This window comes from Aromatoleum tolulyticum (genome assembly GCF_900156155.1).
GTDB lineage: Bacteria > Pseudomonadota > Gammaproteobacteria > Burkholderiales > Rhodocyclaceae > Aromatoleum > Aromatoleum tolulyticum.
Window position 1 is genome coordinate 90,217 of sequence record NZ_FTMD01000012.1, and the last position, 20,741, is coordinate 110,957.

The following is a 20,741-nucleotide window of genomic DNA, read 5'->3' on the forward strand; positions in this document are numbered from 1 at the left end:
GTATCGCTTCCGCGACCGTGTACGGGATGTTGTCGGGTCATTGCGTGGCGATTGCGGCAGGTACCGGTTCGCGCCGGGTAGCGACATCCGGTAGTGCGGTCGTGTCGGCCTGGTCGTTCAGGGCATGCCGGAAACGGTTCAGTGCGAGGGAGAGCAGCACGGCGACACATGCCGCACCGATCTGAATGCCGAATGTGGTTGCGACCCACTTGACTGCGAGCAGTGCGGCGAACGGCAGGCCGAGGACGGCGAACTCGACATGTCTTGCTCCGCGCCGACGCAGGTCGACCCACAGCCATGCGACGGCCGGAACGACGAGGACGAGGTCGTAGAGGTAGATCATGGGCAGCGCCAGCGGTGTCGCGAGGCACAGCACCGCGCACTGCAGGCCGTGGGTAGCAGGATGGCGGCGTCCGCGCCACCAGACCCAGCCGGTTATCGCGACCATCGCGGCGCTGGCCGCATACTGGACTGCCCAAGCCGACTCCATCGAAGAACCCGCCATGCGTGCGGTTGCTAGAACCGTGGTCATCGGCACGAAGTTGTAGGCCCCTGCGCCGAAGCCGTCCAGATGGAACAGTGTAGCGCCGATGAAACCGAACCACGGATCGTCGCCGAAGGCGACAAGGCTGGCGACGATGGTGGCAATGACCGTCAGTGTGGCAGCGGCAAACGCCCGCCAGTAGCCGCCGGCGATCAGGGCGAGCGGAATCAGGATGCCTAAATGGGGCTTGACGCTGGCGAGTCCGATCAGGATTCCGGCCCATAGCGGGCGATCGCGGAGACGTGCGAGGCCGAGTCCGATCAGTCCGGCGGTGAGAAAACCGTTCTGCCCGTACATCACGTTGAAGAACACCGGCGGGGCGGAGAGCGCGAAAGGCAGGGCGGCCGGTCCGCGGATGATCGTGCGGATCGCCGCCAGGAACGGCACGGCCGTGGCTGCGAGCCAGGCAAGCCACGAGGCGAGGTAGGGCAGGTACGCGAGCGGGAGGACGAGCAGGATGAAAGTCGGGGGATACATCCACGGCGCAAAGCCGACGCCGCGCGCCTGTTCGCTGTTGATGCCCGGGTAGGCCGCCACGGCAGCGCGACGCCCCGCTTCGGCCACGAATCTCGGCCGATAGAGGTTTTCGGCGGGTATTTCCTGCACCAGCATCGACGCGGCGTAGGTTGGCGTGTAATCGGTATAAAGGGGCACGTCCCCGCGCGCTGCGGCCCGATAGCCGTCGACGAGCGTCGAGCCGATGAAAGCCGCGTAGGCGACGGCAACCATCCACATTGCGGAGATGGCGAGTAGCGGCCGTTTCATCTGCGGAGGAGGGGGCGACACGGGCGAACGTTAACGCGCGGTCTCGTGACGCGTGCGCCGGAGGTCATCGGCAAAGGTGTGAGCAGGTCCGGAGTGTCGCGACGGTGCGGGTGGTCACGCCCGCACCGGGGGACTGAAACGCCGGTGAAATCACGGCGGATTGGAGCAGGTGCTGGTCATCCAGTTCTTGCCTGTGCCGGATGTGTTTGTAGTGCTGTTCTGGCTGTTGGCAATGATGGTTGAACCGCTGGCCGCGCCGCAATCGCCGGCGGACCAGTTGCCGCTTTGGGCGAAGGTGACGATCTTCAGCTTCGCGTTGGCGTAGTAGGGGCCGACGTTGTATGTACTGCTGCTGCCGTTGGTCGCAACCTGCTTGCTTCCAGTCTGACCGGCCTCCGGACCGACGTCGTTGAGGTTCACCAGCAGCATCTTGTTCTTCCAGCCGTGGGGAACCGCGACGTGACACCAGGTGCAATACAGTTTCCCGATCTTGTCGATGTGGAAGTTATGCAGGTTGCCTTTGCCGGAAGAGCCATCGTAGAAACCGGAACGCCGACCCGAATTGTTGCGTGTCGTATATACGGTAGAGTCGTGGCACTTGAAGCACAGCAGGTTCGAGGTTTCGCCGCTGTCGCGGCCGGTGGCGCCCATGGTGGGGCCCCATATGCCCTTGAGAATGAAGTTGTTGGCCGAGCCGTGCGGTCCCCATACGCCCGAATCGGGCGTGATCGGGGGGGTGCCGCTGCCGCTGGCGTTCGAGCCGTGGCAGTCGGTGCAATACATCGTCTGCGTGCCGACGTTGTTTGTCCACGGCGAGCGCCACGGGCTCGCGTCGGTGATGCCGCGATTGGTCAGGGTACGACCCGTCGGCCCGATCACGGGATGCCATGAACGATAGTTGCCGGTCTGGTAGGAGGTGCCGGCGCCGGTGGCGCCGGTCGCGTTGTTGGGCTGGAATTCGCGCGCCTGGTTGGTATAGCGGGTGTAACTGGTCCGGACTCCGTCCGGGTTGGCCGGGGTCAGATTGGTGGTGGTGCCCAGTTCGGGGCGCTTGGTGCCGCTCGGATAGGTGTTGTCGTCGGGGTAGCCGTAGTCCGAATGACACTTGAGGCAGATCTGGTATTCCCGCGTGACCCATGCGCTCCCGACGGTCGTGGCGGCCCCGACTCCGCCATCCCCTTTCTTTTCCGTGTAGCTGTTAGGCAGATCGAAGAAGCCGGTACCGGTATAGACCGGTTCGACGCCGAAGGCGCCGCGCAGTGCGCCCGAGGCGAGGTTGCCGTTCGCACCACCGGGGACGTGGGTGCGCTGGTCGGTGCCCTGGCGGTTGAACAGGCTGTTGCGCGTCACACGGTGCGGATTGTGGCAGTCGGTGCACTCGGCGTGGCGCTTGGTCAGGTCGGTCTGGCCAAGGGTCGCCTGAGTCTCGACGAAGTCGCTGTTCTTGATGTCATGCGATTCGACCCCGGATGCCTGTTCCGAAGTTGCAATCGGCATACGGCGCGCCAGGGTGGTGAAATCGGTCTTGATGTCCGGGACGGTGCCGTTCCCGGCATTCAGAATGCTCTCGGCCGTGGTCGTGTGGCACTGGTAACAGGTTTCCTCGATGGCCGACTTGCTGTTGGGGTCGAATTCCGAGCCCCATCCCAGTTTGTAGCTGCCCGCGCCTGTGCCGCCGCTGCCGCCGAGAACGCCTTCGCGCAGCAGGCGGCGCGTGCCCTGTACCGCATGAGTGTCATGGCAGTTGAGGCAGCCGGCCTCCCATACCTTGATGCTCGCCTTTCCGCCCAGGAGGAATTCGCGCCGGTTTGCGGCGTCGGTCTTGTAGGTTTCGTCGCCAATGGTTTCCGATGCGTGCGAGGACTGGGACCATGCCGTGCCGAGCTTGTTGTGGCAGCCGAGGCAGATCTGGTCGTTGGCGGGGAGGAATTCGGCCCCTGCCGGGTTCACTTTCTGCAAACGGTTCAGGCGCAGGAACTTCGGGACGTCGAGGTGCGGGTCGTGGCAGGTGGTGCACTGGACCTGGCCGGCGCCGGCCGTGCCCGTCGGCTGCAGCGGCAGTGCCGGTCTGACGCCGGCGCTGCGGATGCCGATGACGGGGCTGGTGCTGGAGCCTTCAGGATAGCGCTGTTGACCGTCCATGTGGCGCAACTCGCCGTCGGCGGTGGCGAGGGCGTCATCGTAGGTAAATGAGATCGGGTGGTCGTTGCGCAGGTCGATGCCGAGGTTGCGCGTGAAGCCCGTGGTCGTCCCCAGTCCGGTGGGCATCTTGCCGGCGTCGGTATTGCTCATCGTCACCGAAACGTTGGTCTTGCCGCCGAGCACGCCGACCGTGCCGATCGCCATCGTGCCGTCGTGACAGGACAGGCACAGCTTGGAACTGCCGCCGGGCTGCGCCAGTGCGCCCCCGAGGATGGTCTGGGCGTCGAGCGAGTTCGAGGTGTAGGGCGTGTAGGTCGCGCTCGACAGGGTGCGGTTCCACAGCGGCGCTGGCGCGGCGATGTTCGCGGCGTGCGGGGTGTGGCAGAAGACGCAGATCTGGCTTTCCGTCGTCGCCTTTACCGTACCCGGTGCGGTGGAGCCGGAGGAGGATAGATTGTGCTTGGTGTTGGAGATCTTCGACTGCTGGGCTTCGGCCGGCGCGATGCCGCCTGCGAGCGACAGCACGCATGCGAAGAGCGTCAGGACTTGCCGGAAACCGGTGGCGGGGCGACTGTAATTTTCCATTCCAGTACTTTGGTCTCGGGTGCGCACACGGGATTCGGGCAACTCGCAGTCACGCGCCGCGCAGTGGATCTGATCGCTTGCGAACCGCTTTCGTGGGACGTCCGAGCCGGAGTCGTGCGCACGGGGGACAATTCCCGGGCTCCGGTTCGGTCGCGTTCCGGCAGGGACGCAATTCATGACGACGGCAATAGTATTCCCGCCATTATCAGGCAGTGCGGCGCGAATGAAAAGCACGGCCGAAATAGGCTTACATGTGGTTTCCCGAAGGTGTTTCAAGGTAGTGGAAATATTGCCGGTCGGCGCCGACGAGGTGCTGGGCGACGACGTCGTAGGCGAGGAACTGGAATACCTCCGCGATCGGCAAGTCGGCGTCCTGCCGGACGCGTTCGAACAGCCGGGCGGCCTGCGCAAGCAGGCGTCCGTGCTCGGCGGCATGGGCCTCGCGAGCGGGAAAGCCGATGGCGTCGTGCAACTGCTCTTCTTCCGCGAAGTGCGCGGTGATGTCCTCGACGAGGACTTCCATCGCTTCGAGGACTTCTGCGCGCGGTGCGTGCGACATCACGGCGTGCAGAAGGCGGTTGGCGTGTTCGAACAGCTGGTGGTGCTGGCGGTCCACGCGGTCGTTGCCGCTGCGGTAGCTTTCGCGCCACACGAGTTCGACCGGCGAACATGCCTGACGGGTACCGTCGCCGGCGAACGCGGAATAGGGGTCGGCGACGACGCGATTGCGTCCGTTGTCCTTGGCCCGGTACATCGCGCGGTCGGCGCGTGCGAGCCAGTGCTCGAAGCCTTCGCCGCAGTGGTATTCGGCGACGCCGACGCTGATGGTGACCGGCCGTGCGCTCGACAGTTGCGCTTCGGCCACGCGTGCGCACAGTTTCTGCGCGAGTTGTTCGGCTTCGCGCAAGGCGGTATCGGGCGCGAGCACGATGAATTCCTCGCCGCCCCAGCGCGTGACGGTGTCGGCGCGGCGGATGTCGCCGCGGATGCAGCGGACGAGTTCGACGAGCACGTAGTCGCCGACGGCGTGGCCAAACTGGTCGTTGATTTCCTTGAAGTGGTCGACGTCGAGCACCAGCAGAGAGACGGCATGGCCGTGGCGCTCGGCGCGGGACATTTCCAGCAGGGCCGCGTCTTCGAGATGGCGGCGGTTCCAGGCGCCGGTCAGCCGGTCGGTGTAGGCCAGGCGTTCCATCTGTTCGAGGGCGTGCAGGAGCTCTGCGTGGCGCGCCTCGGCGTACTCGGCCGGGTTGGCGATGGTGCCGGCGCGTGCGCCGATTTCGGTGGCGATCATCCCTGACGCGATGACCTCGCCGTCGCCCGCGCGCAGCGGAAAGCGCGTGACGAGGAAGCGGCGCGACCTCAGTCCCACGACGGCTTCCTCTTCGTTGTGCGTGATCTCCACGGATGCGCCGTTGCCGATGCGCAGGGTCCGGGTCACGCCGGCGGTGCGCAGCACGTCGTCTTCGTGCCGCCCCGGCAACGATTCCGCCGGGAGATTCAGCATCTGGGCGAAGGACTCGTTGGCGTAGAGGTAGGTGCCGTCGTTGCCGCGAATGGCGATCAGGGCGGGCGACTGGGCTACGAGCGAATGCAGGAGCGACGCGCGGGCGTTGCGAGCCGGGTTTTCCGTTGAGGCCAGGGTTTCGCTCATTCGACCAGTTCCCGAGTGCGTGAACAATAACCGCACTACCGTCAGTGGCTTGCGATCAGCGGCATTCTAGCGGGATCGGGGCGTGTTTGGCGTGATTCCGGTCACGTGTATTCCGCCCGCGAGAGCAGGCGACGGCGTGTGCAAAGCGCGCTATAGTCCGCTCCGTTCGAAATTACCGGAATTGCCTGTTTGTACGCGTATTTCAACCGTTTTTTCGCGCATGCCCCTGACATGAACGCGAGGCCGCGGCTGAACGGGGGGCTTCGTCGGGAGGGTGGTTGTGCCCGGACCTGAGGCGATGCGCCGCATGGACTGCTGGCTCGGTGTGCCGCTGTGTGCCGCGCTGTCGGGAATGCGCAGGGCGGCGCGAGTGTGGCGGCAGTCGCGTGCGCAGGATCGCGCGGTACGTCGCGTGCTCTTTGTGCAGTTGGCCGAATCCGGCAGCATGGTCCTTGCGGATCCGGCGATGCGGGCATTGACTGCGCGCAGCGGCGCCCAGGCGTATTGCCTGACTTTTGCACATAACCGCGACAGCCTCGCGATTGCCGGAACGGTGCCGCCCGAGCGCGTATTCGTGATCCGCACGGGATCGCTGCGCGTGCTGGCGGCGGATGGCTGGCGTTTCCTGCGGGACGTGCGGCGGGCGCACATCGATGCGCTCGTCGACCTCGAACTGTTCTCGCGTCTGACCGCGGCCTTGTGCCTGCTCACGGGGGTGCGCCGGCGCGCGGGTTTCCACCGCTTCGAAGGGGTCGGGTTGTATCGCGGCGACTTGTACACGCATCCGCTGGCCTTCAAGCCGCAGCTGCACATGGCGCAGAACTACCTGATGCTGGTCGAGGCCCTGTTTGCCGAGGACGTGCCGCCCGCGCCGCGCATGCCGGCGGCGATGCCGGTGCCGCGCGTGCGTCGGCGCGCGCTGGGCGGGGGCGAGCTGGCGGGGGTGCGGGAAAGGCTGCGCCGCTTGCCGGGGGGGGCGCTGGGCGACGAACGCCTCGTATTCATGAATGCCAATGCGAGCGCGATGCTGCCTCAGCGGCGCTGGCCGCAGGGGCACTTCGCGGCGCTGGTGCGCGCGACGCTCGCACGCTATGCAGACGTGCGCGTGTTGCTGATCGGTGCCGAGGACGACAGGGCGACGACGGCGGCGATCGCGGCCGAAGTCGGCGATGAGCGTTGCGTGGATATCGCAGGGTGCTTCGCCCTCGGCGAGCTGCCGGCGTTGTTTACGCTCGGCGCCGCGCTGGTCAGCAACGACTCGGGACCCGCGCACTTCGCTGCGGTTACGGCCCTGCCCGTGATCGCCCTGTTCGGCCCCGAGACGCCGGTGCTGTTCCGGCCGCTGGGGGAGGCGACGGTGATCAGCGCCGGGCTGGCCTGTTCGCCGTGCGTGAATGCGGACAATCAGCGGCGTACGCGCTGCACCGATAACCAGTGCATGCAGCGGATTTCCGTGGCGGAGGTGTTCGGTGCGCTGTGCCGCGTGCTCGATGTCCGGCCAGCGCGCTCCGGTGCCTTGGAGTAGCTGCTGTGCGGCACGTGAGCCCGGCGCGTGGCCGGGCCTGCAGGGGAATCAGTGGCCGGAGCAGCCGCAGCCGCCGCCACCGCCGCCGCAGCCGCCGCCCTGACGGGCCGGTGCCGGTGCCGGTTCCGCAGCGGGGTCGGATTCGCGCGCCTGGAGCTGAATGCGGAAGTCGATGACGATGTTGCCCGGTTCGCGCGCAACATACGCGATCGCGACCTGCGAGCCGTACCGCTGCTGGATCTGGCCGAGCAGCGGCAGGGGGTCGTGATCATTCACGAAGCGCATCGTCTCGCCGTCCTCGAGGGATTCGAGGGCGCCGAAGATCGCGGCGTGGCGGAAGCGTTTGGCGACGCCGCGGGCGTCGAAGGGAAAGACGGTGTTGTCGAGGATGGGCAGCTCGCTCATGAGTCGGGTCTCCGGGGTGGGGCGGCGAAAAGGTCAGGAAAGAGGTACGGAATGGGTGCAAACAAGGGGTGCCGCAGGGTTCCGATCGTAGGCGCCGGCGAGGGCGCGCGCCTTGAGCCAGAACAAGAATCGACCCGTCGTCTCGGGGTGGCGCGGAGGTGCCTCCTGCTGCGGGCGATATGACAATGCGCAGGTTTTCGTTCCGTGTGTTATCTTTAGATAAAACAAGAACATATTCGAGCGAAGAGGATGAAGCGACCTGGGCGAAGTCCTTTCGGGCGCCGGAGGCCCGAGGCGACGGGAACTATCGCCGTGCAGCGCTGCGCCGTACGGAGCGGTCTTGCGGGCACGTGCCCGGACTGTCGAGGGGCTGATGCGCGCTAGCGAGCCGTCGGCGCTGCCGGTGCCGGAGCTGCGGAAACGCGTGCGTCTGGGCCTGCGCGGCCGCTATACCGTGTACGGTGCCGCGTTGACCACGCTGGTCGTGGTCGTGATGGCGGCCTTGTCGTATTTCAACGCGCGCGCGCTGGTGCACGGAATTGCCGCGGGACACCTCACTCAGATCGCAAGTTCGGTGTCGGAACGCATCGAGCGCACCTTGGATCTCGCGCATCGCGAACTGGCTACGCTCGCGGGGCAGCCCCTGCTGTCGAACGCGCTGCTCGATTCGCAGGGGCGTGACGCTTACCTGCGACCCTTCCTCGCCCGGCACACGCTGCCGACGTCGATCGACTACAACCTCGTCGTGACCGACTACCGCGGCGACGCCGTCGCCGCGCGCAAGGCGCCGCGGAGCTTCCGCGGCGAGGCATGGCTGTCGGACAAGGTGCTGCGTGGCGAAACCCATGCCGCCATCGACCGGCGCGACGCCGATGCCGTGCTGCGCGTCGCGGTCCCCATCCTCGTCACCGCCACCGGTACCTTCGAGGGGGCGCTGGTGTTCGAGGCGAATCTCAGCCAGTGGTTGCGGAGTGCCGGTTCGCCTTTCGATCTGCAGGACGACGGCCTTGTGGAGGCGGCGCTGACCGCGGGAGGGAGCACGCTCGTGCAGCGCCCCTTCCCGGGCAATTCGGCGCGGCTGGTGACGAGTTCGCGCGCGGTGAACGCGGGCCTGCCCCTGTCGGAGCCCCTGCTGGTCAGTGTGAGCATGGATGCCGAGGTCTTCGAGCGACCGATCGAGGCGCTGCTTGCCGAGCACGTGGGGTGGGGCCTGGTCGCGATCCTGCTGGTCGGTGCGGCCAGCTATGCGCTCGCGCGCGCGCAGACGCGTCGCATCGAGGAGCTTGCCGGCGCGGCGCGCGAAGTCGCGCTGACCGGGCGGCCGCGGCAGGGCTTGAGTGCGGGGCTCTTCGGCAACGACGAAGTGGGGGATCTCGCGGCGAGCCTCGTGCGCCTGCTCGAGGAGCTGAAGGCACATGAAAGCGAACTGGAAACCCTGGTCGAGGAGCGCACCGCCGACCTGAATCGTGCGCAGGCGATTGCGCATGTCGGCAGCTGGGTCTATCTGCCGCAGGAGCCGAGGCTCGAATTGTCGGCCGAGACGCGCCGGCTTTTCGGCTTGTCGGCCGATCTGCGTCTGTCATGGCAGATCCTGCTGGAGGCCGTGCACCCCGAGGATCGGGAGATGGTGCGGAAGGCATGGAAACGGGTGATCGCGGGGGAGCCCTTCGATATCGAGCATCGGGTGCTCCTGGACGGGGAGGTCCGTTGGGTGCACGAGATCGCCGAGCGCATTGCGCTGCCCGGCGAGCCGCCGCGCTGCGTGGGCACGGTGGAGGACGTCACGGAACGGCGCCTGACCGAGGCGCGCATGCGCGAGGCGATGGTGGTGTTCTCGGCGTCGAGCCAGGGCATCATGACGATGGACGCGCAAGGCACGATCACGTCGGTCAACCCCGCCTTCTGCCGCATCACCGGGTACGCGGCCGAGGAGGTCGTCGGTCACCCGTCCGCCGTCTTCCGCTCCGGGCGCCATGACGATGCCTGCCATGATGCAATGTGGTCGACGCTGAAGACGTGCGGCGAGTGGGAGGGCGAGGTGTGGAACCGGCGCCGCAGCGGCGAAATCTACCCGCAATGGCTGACGATGTCGGCGGTGCGCGGGGAGGGGGACGGGGTCGTCGAATATGTCGCGATGTTCAGCGACATCACGGAGCGCAAGCAGCACGAGGACGAGATCTGGCGCCAGGCGAACTTCGACGCGCTGACGGGGCTGGCGAACCGCAGCTTGCTCTATGACCGTCTCGATTGCGTGCTTGCACATGCGCGCCGCAATGGTTGCAAGGCGGGACTGCTGTTCCTGGACCTCGACGGATTCAAGTGGGTTAACGACACGCTCGGCCACGACGTCGGCGACGAGCTGCTGGTCGAGGTCGCGCGCCGCCTGAAGGGGTGCGTGCGCGAGCAGGACACGGTGGCACGTTTGGGCGGCGACGAGTTCACGATCGTGATCGGCGATCTGCAGGACACCGAGGACCTGTGCACTGTCGGCGAGAAGGTGCTGGGCGTGCTGGAGGAGCCGATCGCGCTGGCGGGTACGCGACACCAGATCTCGGGCAGCATGGGCATCACGGTGTTTCCGGACGACGGCGAGGACGTGCACAGCCTGCTGCGCAACGCCGACATCGCGATGTACAAGTCCAAGCAGAATGACAAGAACCGCTTCCACTTCTACGCGCGCGAGATGCAGTGCGACGCGCTCAAGCGCATGCAGATCGAGGCGGACCTGCGCATGGCGCTCGCGCACGACGAATTCACTCTCGAGTACCAGCCCATCGTTGCTGCCGACAGCGGCGAACTGTTCGGCGCCGAGGCGCTGATCCGTTGGGCGCACCCGCAGCTCGGAGCGGTGTCGCCCGCCGATTTCGTGCCGGTGGCGGAGGACAGCGGCCTGATCGTGCCGATCGGTGCATGGGTGTTGCGCGAGGCGGTGCGCCAGATGCATGCCTGGCGCCTGCTCGGCCACGCCTTGCCGCATCTGGCCGTCAACGTGTCGGGGGTGCAGTTCCGCGATCCGGCGCTGCCCGAGCTGGTCGCCGAGGTGATGGACGGCTACGCGGTGGCGTCGGGGGCGCTGACGCTGGAGATCTGCGAGTCGGTGATGGTCGATGCCAACAGCGCTACCGAGAAGCGCATGCGTGCGCTGAAGGAACAGGGCGTCGCATATTCGCTTGACGACTTCGGCACGGGGTTTTCATCGCTGTCGTACCTGAAGCGCTTTCCGGTCGATATCGTCAAGATCGACCGCAGCTTCGTGCGCGACTGCCCCGATGATCGCAGCGACGCGCATCTGGTCGCGGCCATCATCAACATGGCGCACAGCCTCGACCTGAAGGTGGTCGCGGAAGGCGTCGAAACGCAGGCGCAGGCGGATTTCCTGCGCGAGCGGGGGTGCGATTACCTGCAGGGCTACCTGATCGCCAAACCGCTGCGCGCTGAGGCCTTCGAGGGGCTGCTGTGCCGCAGGGTGCCGCAGGCCGGTCGTGCGGGGCTCGCGCTCGCTGCGGCAGGGTGAGGGGGAGAGGCCGTGTGAGGGCGCGGGTTCAGTCCGTGTATTCGAGGCGCACGCGCTTGACGTTGCACAGCAGCTCGTAGGAGATCGTGTTCGCCGCCGCGGCGATGCGGTTGACGGGGACGTTGTTGCCCCACAGCTCGACGCGGCTGCCGAGCTTGGCGTCGGGCAGGTCGGTGAGGTCGACGGTGAGCATGTCCATCGACACGCGGCCGATCAGGCGCGTGCGGATGCCGTCGACGGCGACGGGCGTGCCGTCGGGTACCGTGCGCGGATAGCCGTCGGCGTAGCCCATCGCGACGAGACCGACGCGGGTGGCGCGTTCGGCGCGGAAGCGCGCGCCGTAGCCGAGCGGGGCGCCGGCGGGAATCTCGCGGATTGCCATGATGGCGCTCTCCAGCGTCATCACGGGACGCAGGCCGTGCGGTTCGCCGGGCATCGGGTCGGCGCCGTACAGCAGGATGCCCGGGCGCGCCCAGTCGCGATGGGCGTCGGGCCAGCCGAGGATGGCGCCGGAGTTGGCGAGGCTGCGCGGCCCGGGCAGGTCGCGCGTGGCGGAGTCGAAGGCGGCGACCTGTTCGGGCGTGGACAGGACGTGGGGTTCGTCGGCGCGCGCGAAGTGGGTCATCAGCGTGATGCTGCCGACCCGGCCGTTGTCCTTGAGGCGTTGCCACGCGGCGCGCAGCTCGTGCGGCATGAAGCCGGCGCGGTTCATGCCGCTGTTGACCTTGAGCCACACGTCCAGCGGCAGCGCTGGCTTCGCGTGGTCGATGATGCGGATCTGTTCGGCGTGATGCACGACCATCCACAGGTCGTGGCGCACGACCTCGTCGAGCTCGTCGGCAGCGAAGATGCCTTCGAGCAGCAGGATGGGCTGTTCGATGCCGGCTTCGCGCAGTTCCAGAGCTTCCTCGAGGAAGGCGACGGCGAAGCCGTCGACTTCCGGGGCGAGCGCACGTGCGCAGGCGACGGCGCCGTGGCCGTAGGCGTTGGCCTTGACGACGGCGAGTGCCCGGCCGCCGTGGCGGCTGCGGGCGAGGCGGTAGTTGTGACGCAGGGCGTCGAGGTCGATCAGGGCGCGGGCGGGTCTCATGCGGCGGGAGAGAGGTTAAGGCCTTGTGAGCGGGAAGCCGCTACTTTGCCATAACGCGCGAGTCCCAAGTCGCGATGACGGATTGCCGGCTGGCGGCCGGTGACCAGATCGGCCACCAGTTGCCCGGAGCCGCAGGCCATCGTCCACCCCAGCGTGCCGTGGCCGGTGTTGAGGTAGAGCTGCGGAAAGGCGGTTTCGCCGACGATCGGCGTGCCGTCGGGCGTCATCGGGCGCAGGCCGGTCCAGAATTCGGCCGCGGGAAGGTCGCCGCCGCCGGGGAAGAGGTCGCCGACGACCATTTCCAGCGTCTCGCGGCGGCGCGGGTTGAGCGCGAGGTCGAAGCCGGCGAGTTCGGCCATGCCGCCGACGCGGATGCGGTCGTCGAAGCGGGTGATGGCGATCTTGTAGGTTTCGTCGAGCACGGTGGACACCGGCGCCTTCGCGGCGTCGACGAGCGGCACGGTGAGCGAGTAGCCCTTCACCGGATAGACGGGCAGATCGAGGCCCAGCGGGGCGAGCATCTTGCGCGAGTAGCTGCCGAGCGCGAGCACGTAGCGGTCGGCAGCGAGCACTTCGTCGCCGACCTGCACGCCGATGACGTCGCCGCCGCCGACCAGCACTTCGCGGATGTCCTGGCCGAAGCGGAACTCGACGCCCAGTTCGCGCGCCTTGTCGGCGAGCCGCGTGGTGAACAGCTGGCAGTCGCCGGTTTCGTCGTTGGGCAGGCGCAGGCCGCCGGCGAGCTTGTCACGCACGGAGGCGAGCGCCGGTTCGGCGCCGGCGAGGGCGTCGCGGTCGAGCATCTCGAAGGGCACGCCGCATTCCTGCAGCACCTCGATGTCGCGCGCGGCGGTATCGACCTGGGCCTGGCTGCGGAAGAGCTGGAGTGTGCCGCGCGTGCGTTCCTCGTACGTGAGGCCGGTGTCGGTGCGCAGCTCGCGCAGGACGTCGCGGCTGTACTCGGACAGGCGCATCATGCGTTCCTTGTTCACGGCGTAGCGCCCGGCGGAGCAGTTCTTCAGCATCTCGGCCATCCAGCGCAGCTGGAACAGGCTGCCGTCGGCACGGATCGCGAGCGGTGCGTGGCGCTGGAACAGCCACTTGAGCGCCTTCAGCGGAATGCCGGGCGCGGCCCACGGCGTGGAGTAGCCCGGTGAGACCTGGCCCGCGTTGGCGTAGCTGGTTTCGAGCGCGGGGGCGGGCTGGCGGTCGATGACCGTGACCTGGGCGCCGCTGCGGGCGAGGTAGTACGCGGTGGTGGTGCCGACGACGCCGCTGCCGAGGACGAGTACGCGCATGACTGACTCCGTGGATTCCGGTGCATTGAATATCGCCAGTCTAGTGATGGTTTGATAGTGAAATTCACTTGAATTTGCGTGTTTAATGGTGAATTGCCGTATATTCGGGCGGTGTTTTCCTCCGAGATAGTGAAATGCGCGAACTCGACCGCATCGACCGCCGCATCCTCGATCTGCTGCAGAAGGATGGCCGGATTTCGATGACCGATCTGGCGGCGAAAATCGGCCTGTCGGCGACGCCGTGCACCGAGCGCGTGCGGCGCCTGGAGCGCGAAGGCGTGATCACCGGCTATCACGCGCACGTGAATCCGCACGCGCTGGGCAAGAACCTGCTGGTGTTCGTCGAGATCAAGCTGTCGGCGAAGTCCTCGGAGGTGTTCGACCGCGTGAAGAAGGAGCTGAGCTTCGTGCCCGAGGTGATGGAGTGCCATCTCGTGTCGGGCGACTTCGACTACCTCGTGAAGGCGCGCATCACCGAGATGGGCGAATACCGGCGCCTGCTCGGCAACATCCTGCTCAAGCTGCCGTCGGCGGCCGAGTCGCGCAGTTACGTGGTGATGGAGGAGCTGAAGGAGACGCTGTACATCCCCGCCGAGTGATCGCGCTTCAGATCAGGCCGGGGATTTCGGGACGGAACAGCGAGTCCGCGATCGGGGTGTCGTACTCGACCGATTCGATCACCGAGCGGCCGATGTAGCGGCCCATCGCGTAGTGGTGTTCGACGGCGGCGTAGAGGCGGCCGTCCGTGGTGCGGAAGTCCTCGTACGCGGTACCGAACACCATCTCGCTGCCGCCCAGGTGGGTGAGGATGCCGCGCGAGCGCAGGATGCGCCCGGATTCGGGATCGACTTCGGCGACCACGCGCAGGTTGTCGCCGAGCGGCATCTCGACGAAGTGCAGGCGCACGTCGCCGATACGGTGCTCGCCGCCGTCGCGTAGTTGCTCGCGTGCCGCAAGCAGGTTCCACGGCAGGGCGACGCGTGCTGCCTGCAGGATCAGCGCGCCGCGGAAGGCTTCGCTCATCGGCTTGCTGCTTTGCCAGGCCGCCGAGCCGTCGATGATGCGGGTCTCGACGCCGGAACGGTAGCGGATCTCGATGCGGAAGCGTTCGGCGCCGCGGTAGGCGCGCAGGAGCGTGCCCTCGCCACGGCTGTGCGAGAGCGTGCGTCCGCGCTGCAGGATGGAGTTCGGCTGCGTGACCGTGCCGTAGGCGCGCTCGATGCGTTCAAGCAGCGGTCCGAGCTCGCCCGCGCCTGCCGTGCCGGCGAAGGCCAGCACCGCCGCGGCGAGGAGCAGCCGCAGCCAGGATGCAGGGCCGGACCCGCAGCGCATCGCCCTATTCCTTTTTCCAGCGGTCGTGGCCGATGAATTCTTGCCAGTCGAGGAAGCCGTCGCGGTTCTTGTCGAGTTGGTCGAAATTCTCGCTCAGGTAGGGGGAGCGGTCCTTGACCTCCTCGCGTGCGAGCTTGCCGTCCTTGTCGGCGTCGGCGCTGTCGAAGCGCTCGATGGCCTTCTGGCGCGCGGCGCGGCCGACCTCGCCGAGGCGGTCGTCGCGGTCGAGCGAGGGGATGCGCGACTGGGCGGCCGCGCTCAGGGGGATGGCCAAGGGGGCGGCCAGCGCGAGCGCGAGCAGGAAGGGGTGGGCTGGGGAGTTCATGATCGTTTGACGCTGGGGCGGAGAACTGCGCCGGTGTGCGGTGGACGCCGGGTGTCGGAAGGATGTTCCGCCAAATCGCCCGCGCTGGCAATTGCGAACGGGCGAATTTCCCCGGCGGGGAAAGTTGCAGGTGCTCCACCCTGCAACACCTGTGTCGTCGGCCGTTCGCGCGCTGTGTCAAAGCGGATCACTTTTGTGTGGCGATATGGGAGTAATCCGTAGCGAAAATCGCTAAAAACGCGGTCAAAGTGCAGCAATCCGGAATTGGCCCGGAGTTTGCGAAGTGCGCCCAGGCCCGCCCACCGGCGCGGCTGTACGCACCGGTTGTAGCCCTGCGGGACAGGGGCGCAGGGGCGGAACGCAAACAAACAAGGCAGCAAAACCAGAGGCCAAGGAGGAAACAATGACTATTCGTGCAAAATCGGGTGTGCTGAAGCGGACGGCGATGGCGGGCGCACTGTGCGCGCTGGGGTTGGGGCAGGCCCACGCGGTGAGCTTCTCGCAGGGCGACTCGACGATCGACATCAACGGGACGATCAACGGTTTCTATTCGAGCCGCACGCAGGAGGTGGACGGGGTCAAGACGCGCGAATCGGCGCTGACCAACGGCCTGCTGCCGGGCTGGATCAACTTCGTGTTCACGACCAAGGTCGAGGGGCTGGACATCAAGGCGCATGTCGGCTTCGCGCCCGGCATCAACGACAAGTCGGACGTCGTCGGCCTGCCGACGAATCCGGGCTGCGGCGGGGCGAGCGGCTGTGACAGCCCCTTCTCGCAGATCGACACGCGCAACCTGTACTTCCAGTTCGGCGCGCCGGACTGGGGCACCGTGAAGCTCGGTCGCGACATCGGGCTGTTCGGGCAGAAGATCATCCTCTCCGACATGACCCTGCTGGGCCTGGGCGGCAACAGCTACGCGGCGACGCCGTTTAACACCACCTTCGGCATGATCGGCCACGGCTACATGTACACCGGCTTCCAGCCGCAGATCACCTACACGACGCCGACGATGGGCGGCTTCTCGGCATCGGCGGGCATCTTCGACCCGAACAAGTTCGCCGGCGACGAGACCAAGGATCCGGGCTTCCAGGCGATGCTGAACTACGACTGGAAGGCGGGCGCGAGCACCACCGGTTCGCTGTGGGCGGGCTATGTCCATCAGGGCACCAGCGGCGACGGCAGCTTCGACGCCAACGGCTACGAGCTCGGCGCGAAGATCGGCATCGGCAACTTCGAGGCGGTGGCCTACGGCTTCGACGCGAAGGGGTTGGGACTGTCGACGGTCGGCGCGCTGTACTTCTCGCCCTTCGAGAAGACCAAGGGCAAGGGCTACTTCGTGCAGGGTACGTACAAGTTCGGCAAGACCAAGGTGGGCCTGAACTACGGCGAAAACCGCGACAGCAGCGGGCTGCTGACCGAGACCAACAAGTTCCGCTCGGCGACCCTCGGCGTGTACCACAGCCTGAACAAGTACATCACGCTGGTGGCCGAGTACAACCGCGAGAAGGGCACGGGCGCGGACATCTTCCCGGGCGACCTGAAGACCCGCACGATCTCGTTGGGCGGCATCCTGTTCTTCTGAGGGACGGGTGCGCAGCACGCAGCCGGGTGGAGCGCCCGGTTGCGTGACGCCCCCTTGGCGGAAGCTCCGTGGGCGGTATCGGGTAGCTCGCAGGCTGCAGGTGGGCCTGCAGGGAATCCCGATATAATCGGACGCGCGTCGCATTGACGCTGCGTCCGATGTTCCGTCCATCCTTACCGTTGTCCCGCCGACCTTGATCGAGAATCGACCCGCCAGACTCCTTGTCGTCGATGATGATCCGGTGACCCGCGCCCGGCTCGAGGCGTATTTCGCCAACGAGGGCTACGAGGTGCTGGCCGCGTCGAACGGCGAGGACATGTGGCGCACCCTGCACAGCGAGCCGATCGACGTCGTGCTGCTCGACGTCGGCCTGCCGGGCAAGGACGGGCTGGAGCTCGCGCGGGAACTGCGTGCCCACGATGAGCGCCTCGGCATCATCCTCGTGACCGGGCGCAGCGACGACATCGACAAGATCGTCGGTCTCGAATCGGGTGCCGACGATTACGTCACCAAGCCTTTCAATTCGCGCGAACTGCTCGCGCGCGTGAAGATCGTCCTGCGCGGCAACCGCAACCGCCCCGCGGCGCAGGAATCCAATGCCTACCGCTTCGGCCGCTGGACGCTGGAGATCGGCCATCGGCGCCTGGTCGGCAGCGACGGCAGCCGGGAGAGCCTGACCCGCGGCGAGTTCGAGCTGCTGGCGAGCTTCGTGCGCCGGCCGGGCGTGGTGCTGAGCCGCGACCGCCTGATGCAGACCGTGAGCCACCGCGCCTGGGATCCCAACGACCGCACGATCGACGTGCTGATCTCGCGCCTGCGCGAGAAGCTTGAGGACGATCCCAAGACGCCGGAGCTGATCGTGACGGTGCGCGGCGAGGGCTATCTGTTCGCGGGCGACGTCACGTCCGTCTAGCCGGCTGAGCCCTCTCCCTGCGCGGCGAGCCAGTCCTCGAGCACCGCGCAGGCCTGCCGGCAGTCCTCGCGCAGGCCGTCGATCATCGGCGCCAGCGCCGTCCCGTCCGTCGCCGGATCGGTCGCGGCGTTCTCCAGGCGGCGCGTTGCCGCCATCACCCGCAGGAAACCGAGGTTGCCGGCGGCGCTGCGCAGGCGGTGCGCGCGCTTGCCGAGTGCCTGCCGATCGTTGGCCGCGAGATGGTCGCCGAGTTCGATCAGCGCGGTGTCGGCGTCCGCGCGGAAGAGCTTCAGCAGTCGCGTGAGCGTCGCGGCGCCGAGGCTGTCGAGTTCCCCGGCGAGGTAGTCTTCGTCGAGCACCGGCTCGCCGGATTCGCATGCCCCGGTTTCGCGGGCGCGGAGGGATTCGTCGGGGCCGCCGGCCGTCGCGGCGGCGAGGGCGCGGGCGAGTTGGGCGCGGTCGAAGGGTTTGCTGAGGAAGCCCGCCATGCCGGCGCCGACGTAGCGTTCGACGGCATCGGCGGACACGTGCGCCGACATCGCAATGACCGGCACCGCCGCCCAGCGGCCGCCGTCGAGCGCGCGGAGATCGCGCGCCACCTCGACGCCGGATGCGCCCGGCAGGCTGATGTCCATCAGCACGGCGTCGATCGGCGCATGGCGCTGGCCCAGCAGCGCGATGGCCTCCTCGCCGTCGCCGGCGACGAGCGGGTGGTGGCCGAGCGATTCGAGATAGCGTACGCAGACGATGCGGTTGATCTCGTCGTCCTCGACCAGCAGGACATCGAGCGGGCGTTGCGCAGCATCGGGGCGTGTGTCGGCGGCCTGCTGCGGCAGCGCGTCGGCCAGTTCGAAGGCGATGTCGAAGCCGACCTGCGTTCCCTGTCCGGGGGCGCTTTCGAGGCCGATGTGGCCGCCCATCAGTTCGACCAGCCGCTGGCAGATCGCGAGCCCGAGACCGGTGCCGCCGGGGCGGTGGTGCCGGGCGTCCTCGACCTGCACGAAGGGCTTGAACACTTCGGCGCACTGCTCGGGCGGAATGCCGATGCCGGTGTCGGTGACGGTGAAATGCAGCCGCGCGGTTCCGCCCGCTGCGGCGGGGTCGGCGCGCACCGACACGGTCACCGAGCCCTCGTCGGTGAACTTGATCGCGTTGCCGATGACGTTGAGCAGGATCTGGTTGAGCTTGCGCCGGTCGCCGACGAGGATGTCGGGGACGTCGGACGCGATGTCGCGCACCAGCGCGATGCCTTTCGCGCGCGCCGCGACGCCCTGCAGTGCGAGCATGTTGTCGATGGTGTCGCGCAGCGCGAACGGGAGGTGCTCGAAGTCGAGCTTGCCGGCCTCGAGGCGCGAGAAGCTCAGCATGTCCTCGAGGATCTCCAGCAGCGTCGCGTTGGCGTAGCCGATCATGCGCACGTATTCCTGCTGGCGGGCGTCGAGCCCGGTGTCGCGCAGCAGGTGCACGCTGCCGCTGACGCCGGAGAGCGGCGTGCGCAGCTCGTGGCTGAGGGTCGCGAGGAAGACGCTCTTCGCGCGGTTGGCCTCTTCGGCCTCGCGCCGCGCGACCGCGTGTTCGGCGACTTCGCGTTCGAGCAGGGCGTTGCTCTGCTGCAGTTCGGCAGTGCGCGCGGCGACCTGGTCTTCCAGTTCGTGCTGGTGGCGCAGCAGTTCGCCTTCCAGGCGCACGCGCTCGCGCGCGTTGTCGCGGAACTGTTCCAGCGCCCGCGCGAGCGGCGCGAGCGGGTCGTTGGCACGCGTGGCGATGCGCACGTCGTAATCGCCGCTCGCCAGCGCGCGCACCGTGGTTTCCATGCCCTGCAGCCGGCCGAGCACGTGATAGCGGAACAGCACCCACAGGGTCGCCATGAGGGCGAAGAACAGCAGCGCGCCGACCGCGAGGAAGCCGATGATGCCGCGTTCGACCGCGCGCTTCGACTGATCGCCGGCGACGTCGATCGCGCGGTGCGCCGCGACGACCAGTGCGCCCGCCTGCTCGGCCAGTTGTGCCGCCTGCGCGGCGCCGTCGTCGCGCAGTTGCATGAAGCTGCGCACCAGGTCGAGGCGCTGACCGCGGGTGGCGAATAGGCCGTCCGCCTGCGTCGCGGTCTCGAGGATTGCGAAATGCGCGACACCGCTCGCCTTGCGGCCGGGATCGATGATGTCGTCCAGGCGGCGGCGCAGGATGTCGAGGTTGCCGTCGAACCCTGCCTGCAGCGTCGCGAGCGCGTCCGGTGCGTCCTCGCGTTCGAGGCGTTCGAGCAGGGTCTTGAGATTGAAGCACGCGAGCTGGAACTCGCCCATGCGCTCCATGCGGTCGAAGTTGACCTCGACGAGGCGGTCGAGCGATTCGAACACGCGCTCCCTCGGCGGGTTGCGCTCGATCAGCGGATAGAGGCTGGAGATCGTTGCCGTCGTCGCCGTCGAGGCGTTGGCCGCGAGCGATTCGGACAGCATCACCAGCGCGAGCACGGCCTGCTGCTGGCCGGCGAACAACTCCTGTTCGCGGCGGGCGAGCGCAAGGCGGCGACGCACGTCGTCGGCCTGGCGGCCGAGGTTCGCGGCGATTGCATCGAGCGTCGATGCGATCGCCGTGCCGAGTCCGGGTTCGAAATGCCGCTGCTCCAGCCGCTGCAGCAGTCCGCGCAACTCGGCGAGCTGCTCGCCCGCGGCCTGCTGCAGGCGATCGACCTCCTCGGGCGACTCCGCGCGGCCCAGCCGTTCGACCACGGCCCCGACGCGCATGTTGAGGCGCGCGACCGCCTGCACCGCGTCCATCGCCGGCACCGCGTCGTCGATGATCGCGCGCTGCGTCGCGACCACCTGCTGGAAGCTCAGCCACGCGATCGTCGCGACGGTGAAGGTGAGCAGCGCGGCCGCGCCCAGTACGACGACGAGCTTGCCGATCAGTCCGAGTCGCGCATCGAGGCGTGCGATCCAGGCTTTCATCTATGGTGTGCGTCCGGTCGGAGCGGGGCTGGCGGGACGCCGGAAAGTCGCGCGGAAATGACTTTGTCCCGGCATTGCGATTGGAATACCATTTTGCGCGCAAGCCTGGGGCTCAGGCA

At 67.5% G+C, this 20,741-nt stretch carries 14 protein-coding genes; 5 read left to right on the top strand and 9 right to left on the bottom strand.

What is annotated here, in order from left to right; all coding sequences use genetic code 11:
* Positions 1 to 37 precede the first annotated feature (37 nt).
* From BW991_RS17380 to BW991_RS17390, 3 genes are all read right to left on the bottom strand, one after another.
* Positions 38 to 1,273: a glycosyltransferase family 87 protein gene (locus BW991_RS17380; RefSeq protein ID WP_244551747.1), complete on the bottom strand. Its 1,236-nt coding sequence runs from the start codon at positions 1,271 to 1,273 to the stop codon at positions 38 to 40.
* 186 nt (positions 1,274 to 1,459) lie between these two features.
* The gene (locus BW991_RS17385) at positions 1,460 to 4,036 is read right to left on the bottom strand and encodes a multiheme c-type cytochrome (protein WP_076603372.1); all 2,577 of its coding nucleotides are present in this window, start codon (positions 4,034 to 4,036) and stop codon (positions 1,460 to 1,462) included.
* A gap of 247 nt (positions 4,037 to 4,283) precedes the next feature.
* Positions 4,284 to 5,690, bottom strand: coding sequence for a diguanylate cyclase (locus tag BW991_RS17390; protein ID WP_076603373.1), 1,407 nt, complete (start codon positions 5,688 to 5,690; stop codon positions 4,284 to 4,286).
* A 307-nt stretch (positions 5,691 to 5,997) separates the two neighbouring features.
* On the opposite strand from BW991_RS17390, the gene BW991_RS17395 reads away from it, so the two are divergent.
* The gene (locus tag BW991_RS17395) at positions 5,998 to 7,215 is read left to right on the top strand and encodes a glycosyltransferase family 9 protein (RefSeq protein ID WP_244551748.1); all 1,218 of its coding nucleotides are present in this window, start codon (positions 5,998 to 6,000) and stop codon (positions 7,213 to 7,215) included.
* Between the two features lie 48 nt (positions 7,216 to 7,263).
* On the opposite strand, the gene BW991_RS17400 is transcribed toward BW991_RS17395, so the two are convergent.
* Positions 7,264 to 7,620 carry a DUF2249 domain-containing protein gene (locus tag BW991_RS17400; protein WP_076603375.1) on the bottom strand — a complete coding sequence of 119 codons (357 nt, stop codon included), beginning with the start codon at positions 7,618 to 7,620 and terminating at the stop codon, positions 7,264 to 7,266.
* 373 nt (positions 7,621 to 7,993) lie between these two features.
* Between BW991_RS17400 and BW991_RS17405 the strand changes: the two genes are divergently transcribed.
* A complete protein-coding gene (locus BW991_RS17405; RefSeq protein WP_244551749.1) occupies positions 7,994 to 11,134 on the top strand; it encodes a bifunctional diguanylate cyclase/phosphodiesterase in 3,141 nt (1,046 codons plus the stop codon).
* A gap of 28 nt (positions 11,135 to 11,162) precedes the next feature.
* Here BW991_RS17405 and alr read toward each other — a convergent pair whose 3' ends face one another.
* Together alr and BW991_RS17415 are read right to left on the bottom strand one after the other, a co-directional pair.
* A complete protein-coding gene (gene alr, locus BW991_RS17410) occupies positions 11,163 to 12,224 on the bottom strand; it encodes an alanine racemase (protein ID WP_076603376.1) in 1,062 nt (353 codons plus the stop codon).
* A complete protein-coding gene (locus BW991_RS17415; RefSeq protein ID WP_076603377.1) occupies positions 12,221 to 13,522 on the bottom strand; it encodes a D-amino acid dehydrogenase in 1,302 nt (433 codons plus the stop codon). The genes alr and BW991_RS17415 overlap by 4 nt, the downstream gene beginning before the upstream one ends.
* Before the next feature lie 134 nt (positions 13,523 to 13,656).
* Here BW991_RS17415 and BW991_RS17420 point away from each other — a divergent pair, with 134 nt between their 5' ends.
* Positions 13,657 to 14,121: a winged helix-turn-helix transcriptional regulator gene (locus tag BW991_RS17420; RefSeq protein ID WP_076603378.1), complete on the top strand. Its 465-nt coding sequence runs from the start codon at positions 13,657 to 13,659 to the stop codon at positions 14,119 to 14,121.
* 7 nt (positions 14,122 to 14,128) lie between these two features.
* Here the strand turns inward: BW991_RS17420 and BW991_RS17425 are convergent, their stop codons facing one another.
* Together BW991_RS17425 and BW991_RS17430 are read right to left on the bottom strand one after the other, a co-directional pair.
* A complete protein-coding gene (locus BW991_RS17425; protein ID WP_076603379.1) occupies positions 14,129 to 14,854 on the bottom strand; it encodes a hypothetical protein in 726 nt (241 codons plus the stop codon).
* A gap of 4 nt (positions 14,855 to 14,858) precedes the next feature.
* Complete coding sequence (locus tag BW991_RS17430) at positions 14,859 to 15,179, bottom strand: hypothetical protein (RefSeq protein WP_076603380.1); 321 nt, start codon at positions 15,177 to 15,179, stop codon at positions 14,859 to 14,861.
* 403 nt (positions 15,180 to 15,582) lie between these two features.
* On the opposite strand from BW991_RS17430, the gene BW991_RS17435 reads away from it, so the two are divergent.
* Positions 15,583 to 16,761: a porin gene (locus BW991_RS17435; RefSeq protein ID WP_076603381.1), complete on the top strand. Its 1,179-nt coding sequence runs from the start codon at positions 15,583 to 15,585 to the stop codon at positions 16,759 to 16,761.
* Between the two features lie 193 nt (positions 16,762 to 16,954).
* Positions 16,955 to 17,674, top strand: a complete 720-nt coding sequence (gene torR / locus BW991_RS17440) for a two-component system response regulator TorR (protein WP_212566917.1) — start codon at positions 16,955 to 16,957, stop codon at positions 17,672 to 17,674.
* On the opposite strand, the gene torS is transcribed toward torR, so the two are convergent.
* The gene (torS, locus tag BW991_RS17445; RefSeq protein WP_076603382.1) at positions 17,671 to 20,622 is read right to left on the bottom strand and encodes a TMAO reductase system sensor histidine kinase/response regulator TorS; all 2,952 of its coding nucleotides are present in this window, start codon (positions 20,620 to 20,622) and stop codon (positions 17,671 to 17,673) included. The genes torR and torS overlap by 4 nt on opposite strands.
* Positions 20,623 to 20,741: the final 119 nt, after the last annotated feature.

Coding starts and splice junctions, on each gene's coding strand:
- BW991_RS17380 (WP_244551747.1), bottom strand. CDS start 1,273: ATGGTTGCCGTCGCCTACGCGGCTTTCATCGGCTCGACGCTCGTCGAC.
- BW991_RS17385 (WP_076603372.1), bottom strand. CDS start 4,036: ATGGAAAATTACAGTCGCCCCGCCACCGGTTTCCGGCAAGTCCTGACG.
- BW991_RS17390 (WP_076603373.1), bottom strand. CDS start 5,690: ATGAGCGAAACCCTGGCCTCAACGGAAAACCCGGCTCGCAACGCCCGC.
- BW991_RS17395 (WP_244551748.1), top strand. CDS start 5,998: ATGGACTGCTGGCTCGGTGTGCCGCTGTGTGCCGCGCTGTCGGGAATG.
- BW991_RS17400 (WP_076603375.1), bottom strand. CDS start 7,620: ATGAGCGAGCTGCCCATCCTCGACAACACCGTCTTTCCCTTCGACGCC.
- BW991_RS17405 (WP_244551749.1), top strand. CDS start 7,994: ATGCGCGCTAGCGAGCCGTCGGCGCTGCCGGTGCCGGAGCTGCGGAAA.
- alr (WP_076603376.1), bottom strand. CDS start 12,224: ATGAGACCCGCCCGCGCCCTGATCGACCTCGACGCCCTGCGTCACAAC.
- BW991_RS17415 (WP_076603377.1), bottom strand. CDS start 13,522: ATGCGCGTACTCGTCCTCGGCAGCGGCGTCGTCGGCACCACCACCGCG.
- BW991_RS17420 (WP_076603378.1), top strand. CDS start 13,657: ATGCGCGAACTCGACCGCATCGACCGCCGCATCCTCGATCTGCTGCAG.
- BW991_RS17425 (WP_076603379.1), bottom strand. CDS start 14,854: ATGCGCTGCGGGTCCGGCCCTGCATCCTGGCTGCGGCTGCTCCTCGCC.
- BW991_RS17430 (WP_076603380.1), bottom strand. CDS start 15,179: ATGAACTCCCCAGCCCACCCCTTCCTGCTCGCGCTCGCGCTGGCCGCC.
- BW991_RS17435 (WP_076603381.1), top strand. CDS start 15,583: ATGACTATTCGTGCAAAATCGGGTGTGCTGAAGCGGACGGCGATGGCG.
- torS (WP_076603382.1), bottom strand. CDS start 20,622: ATGAAAGCCTGGATCGCACGCCTCGATGCGCGACTCGGACTGATCGGC.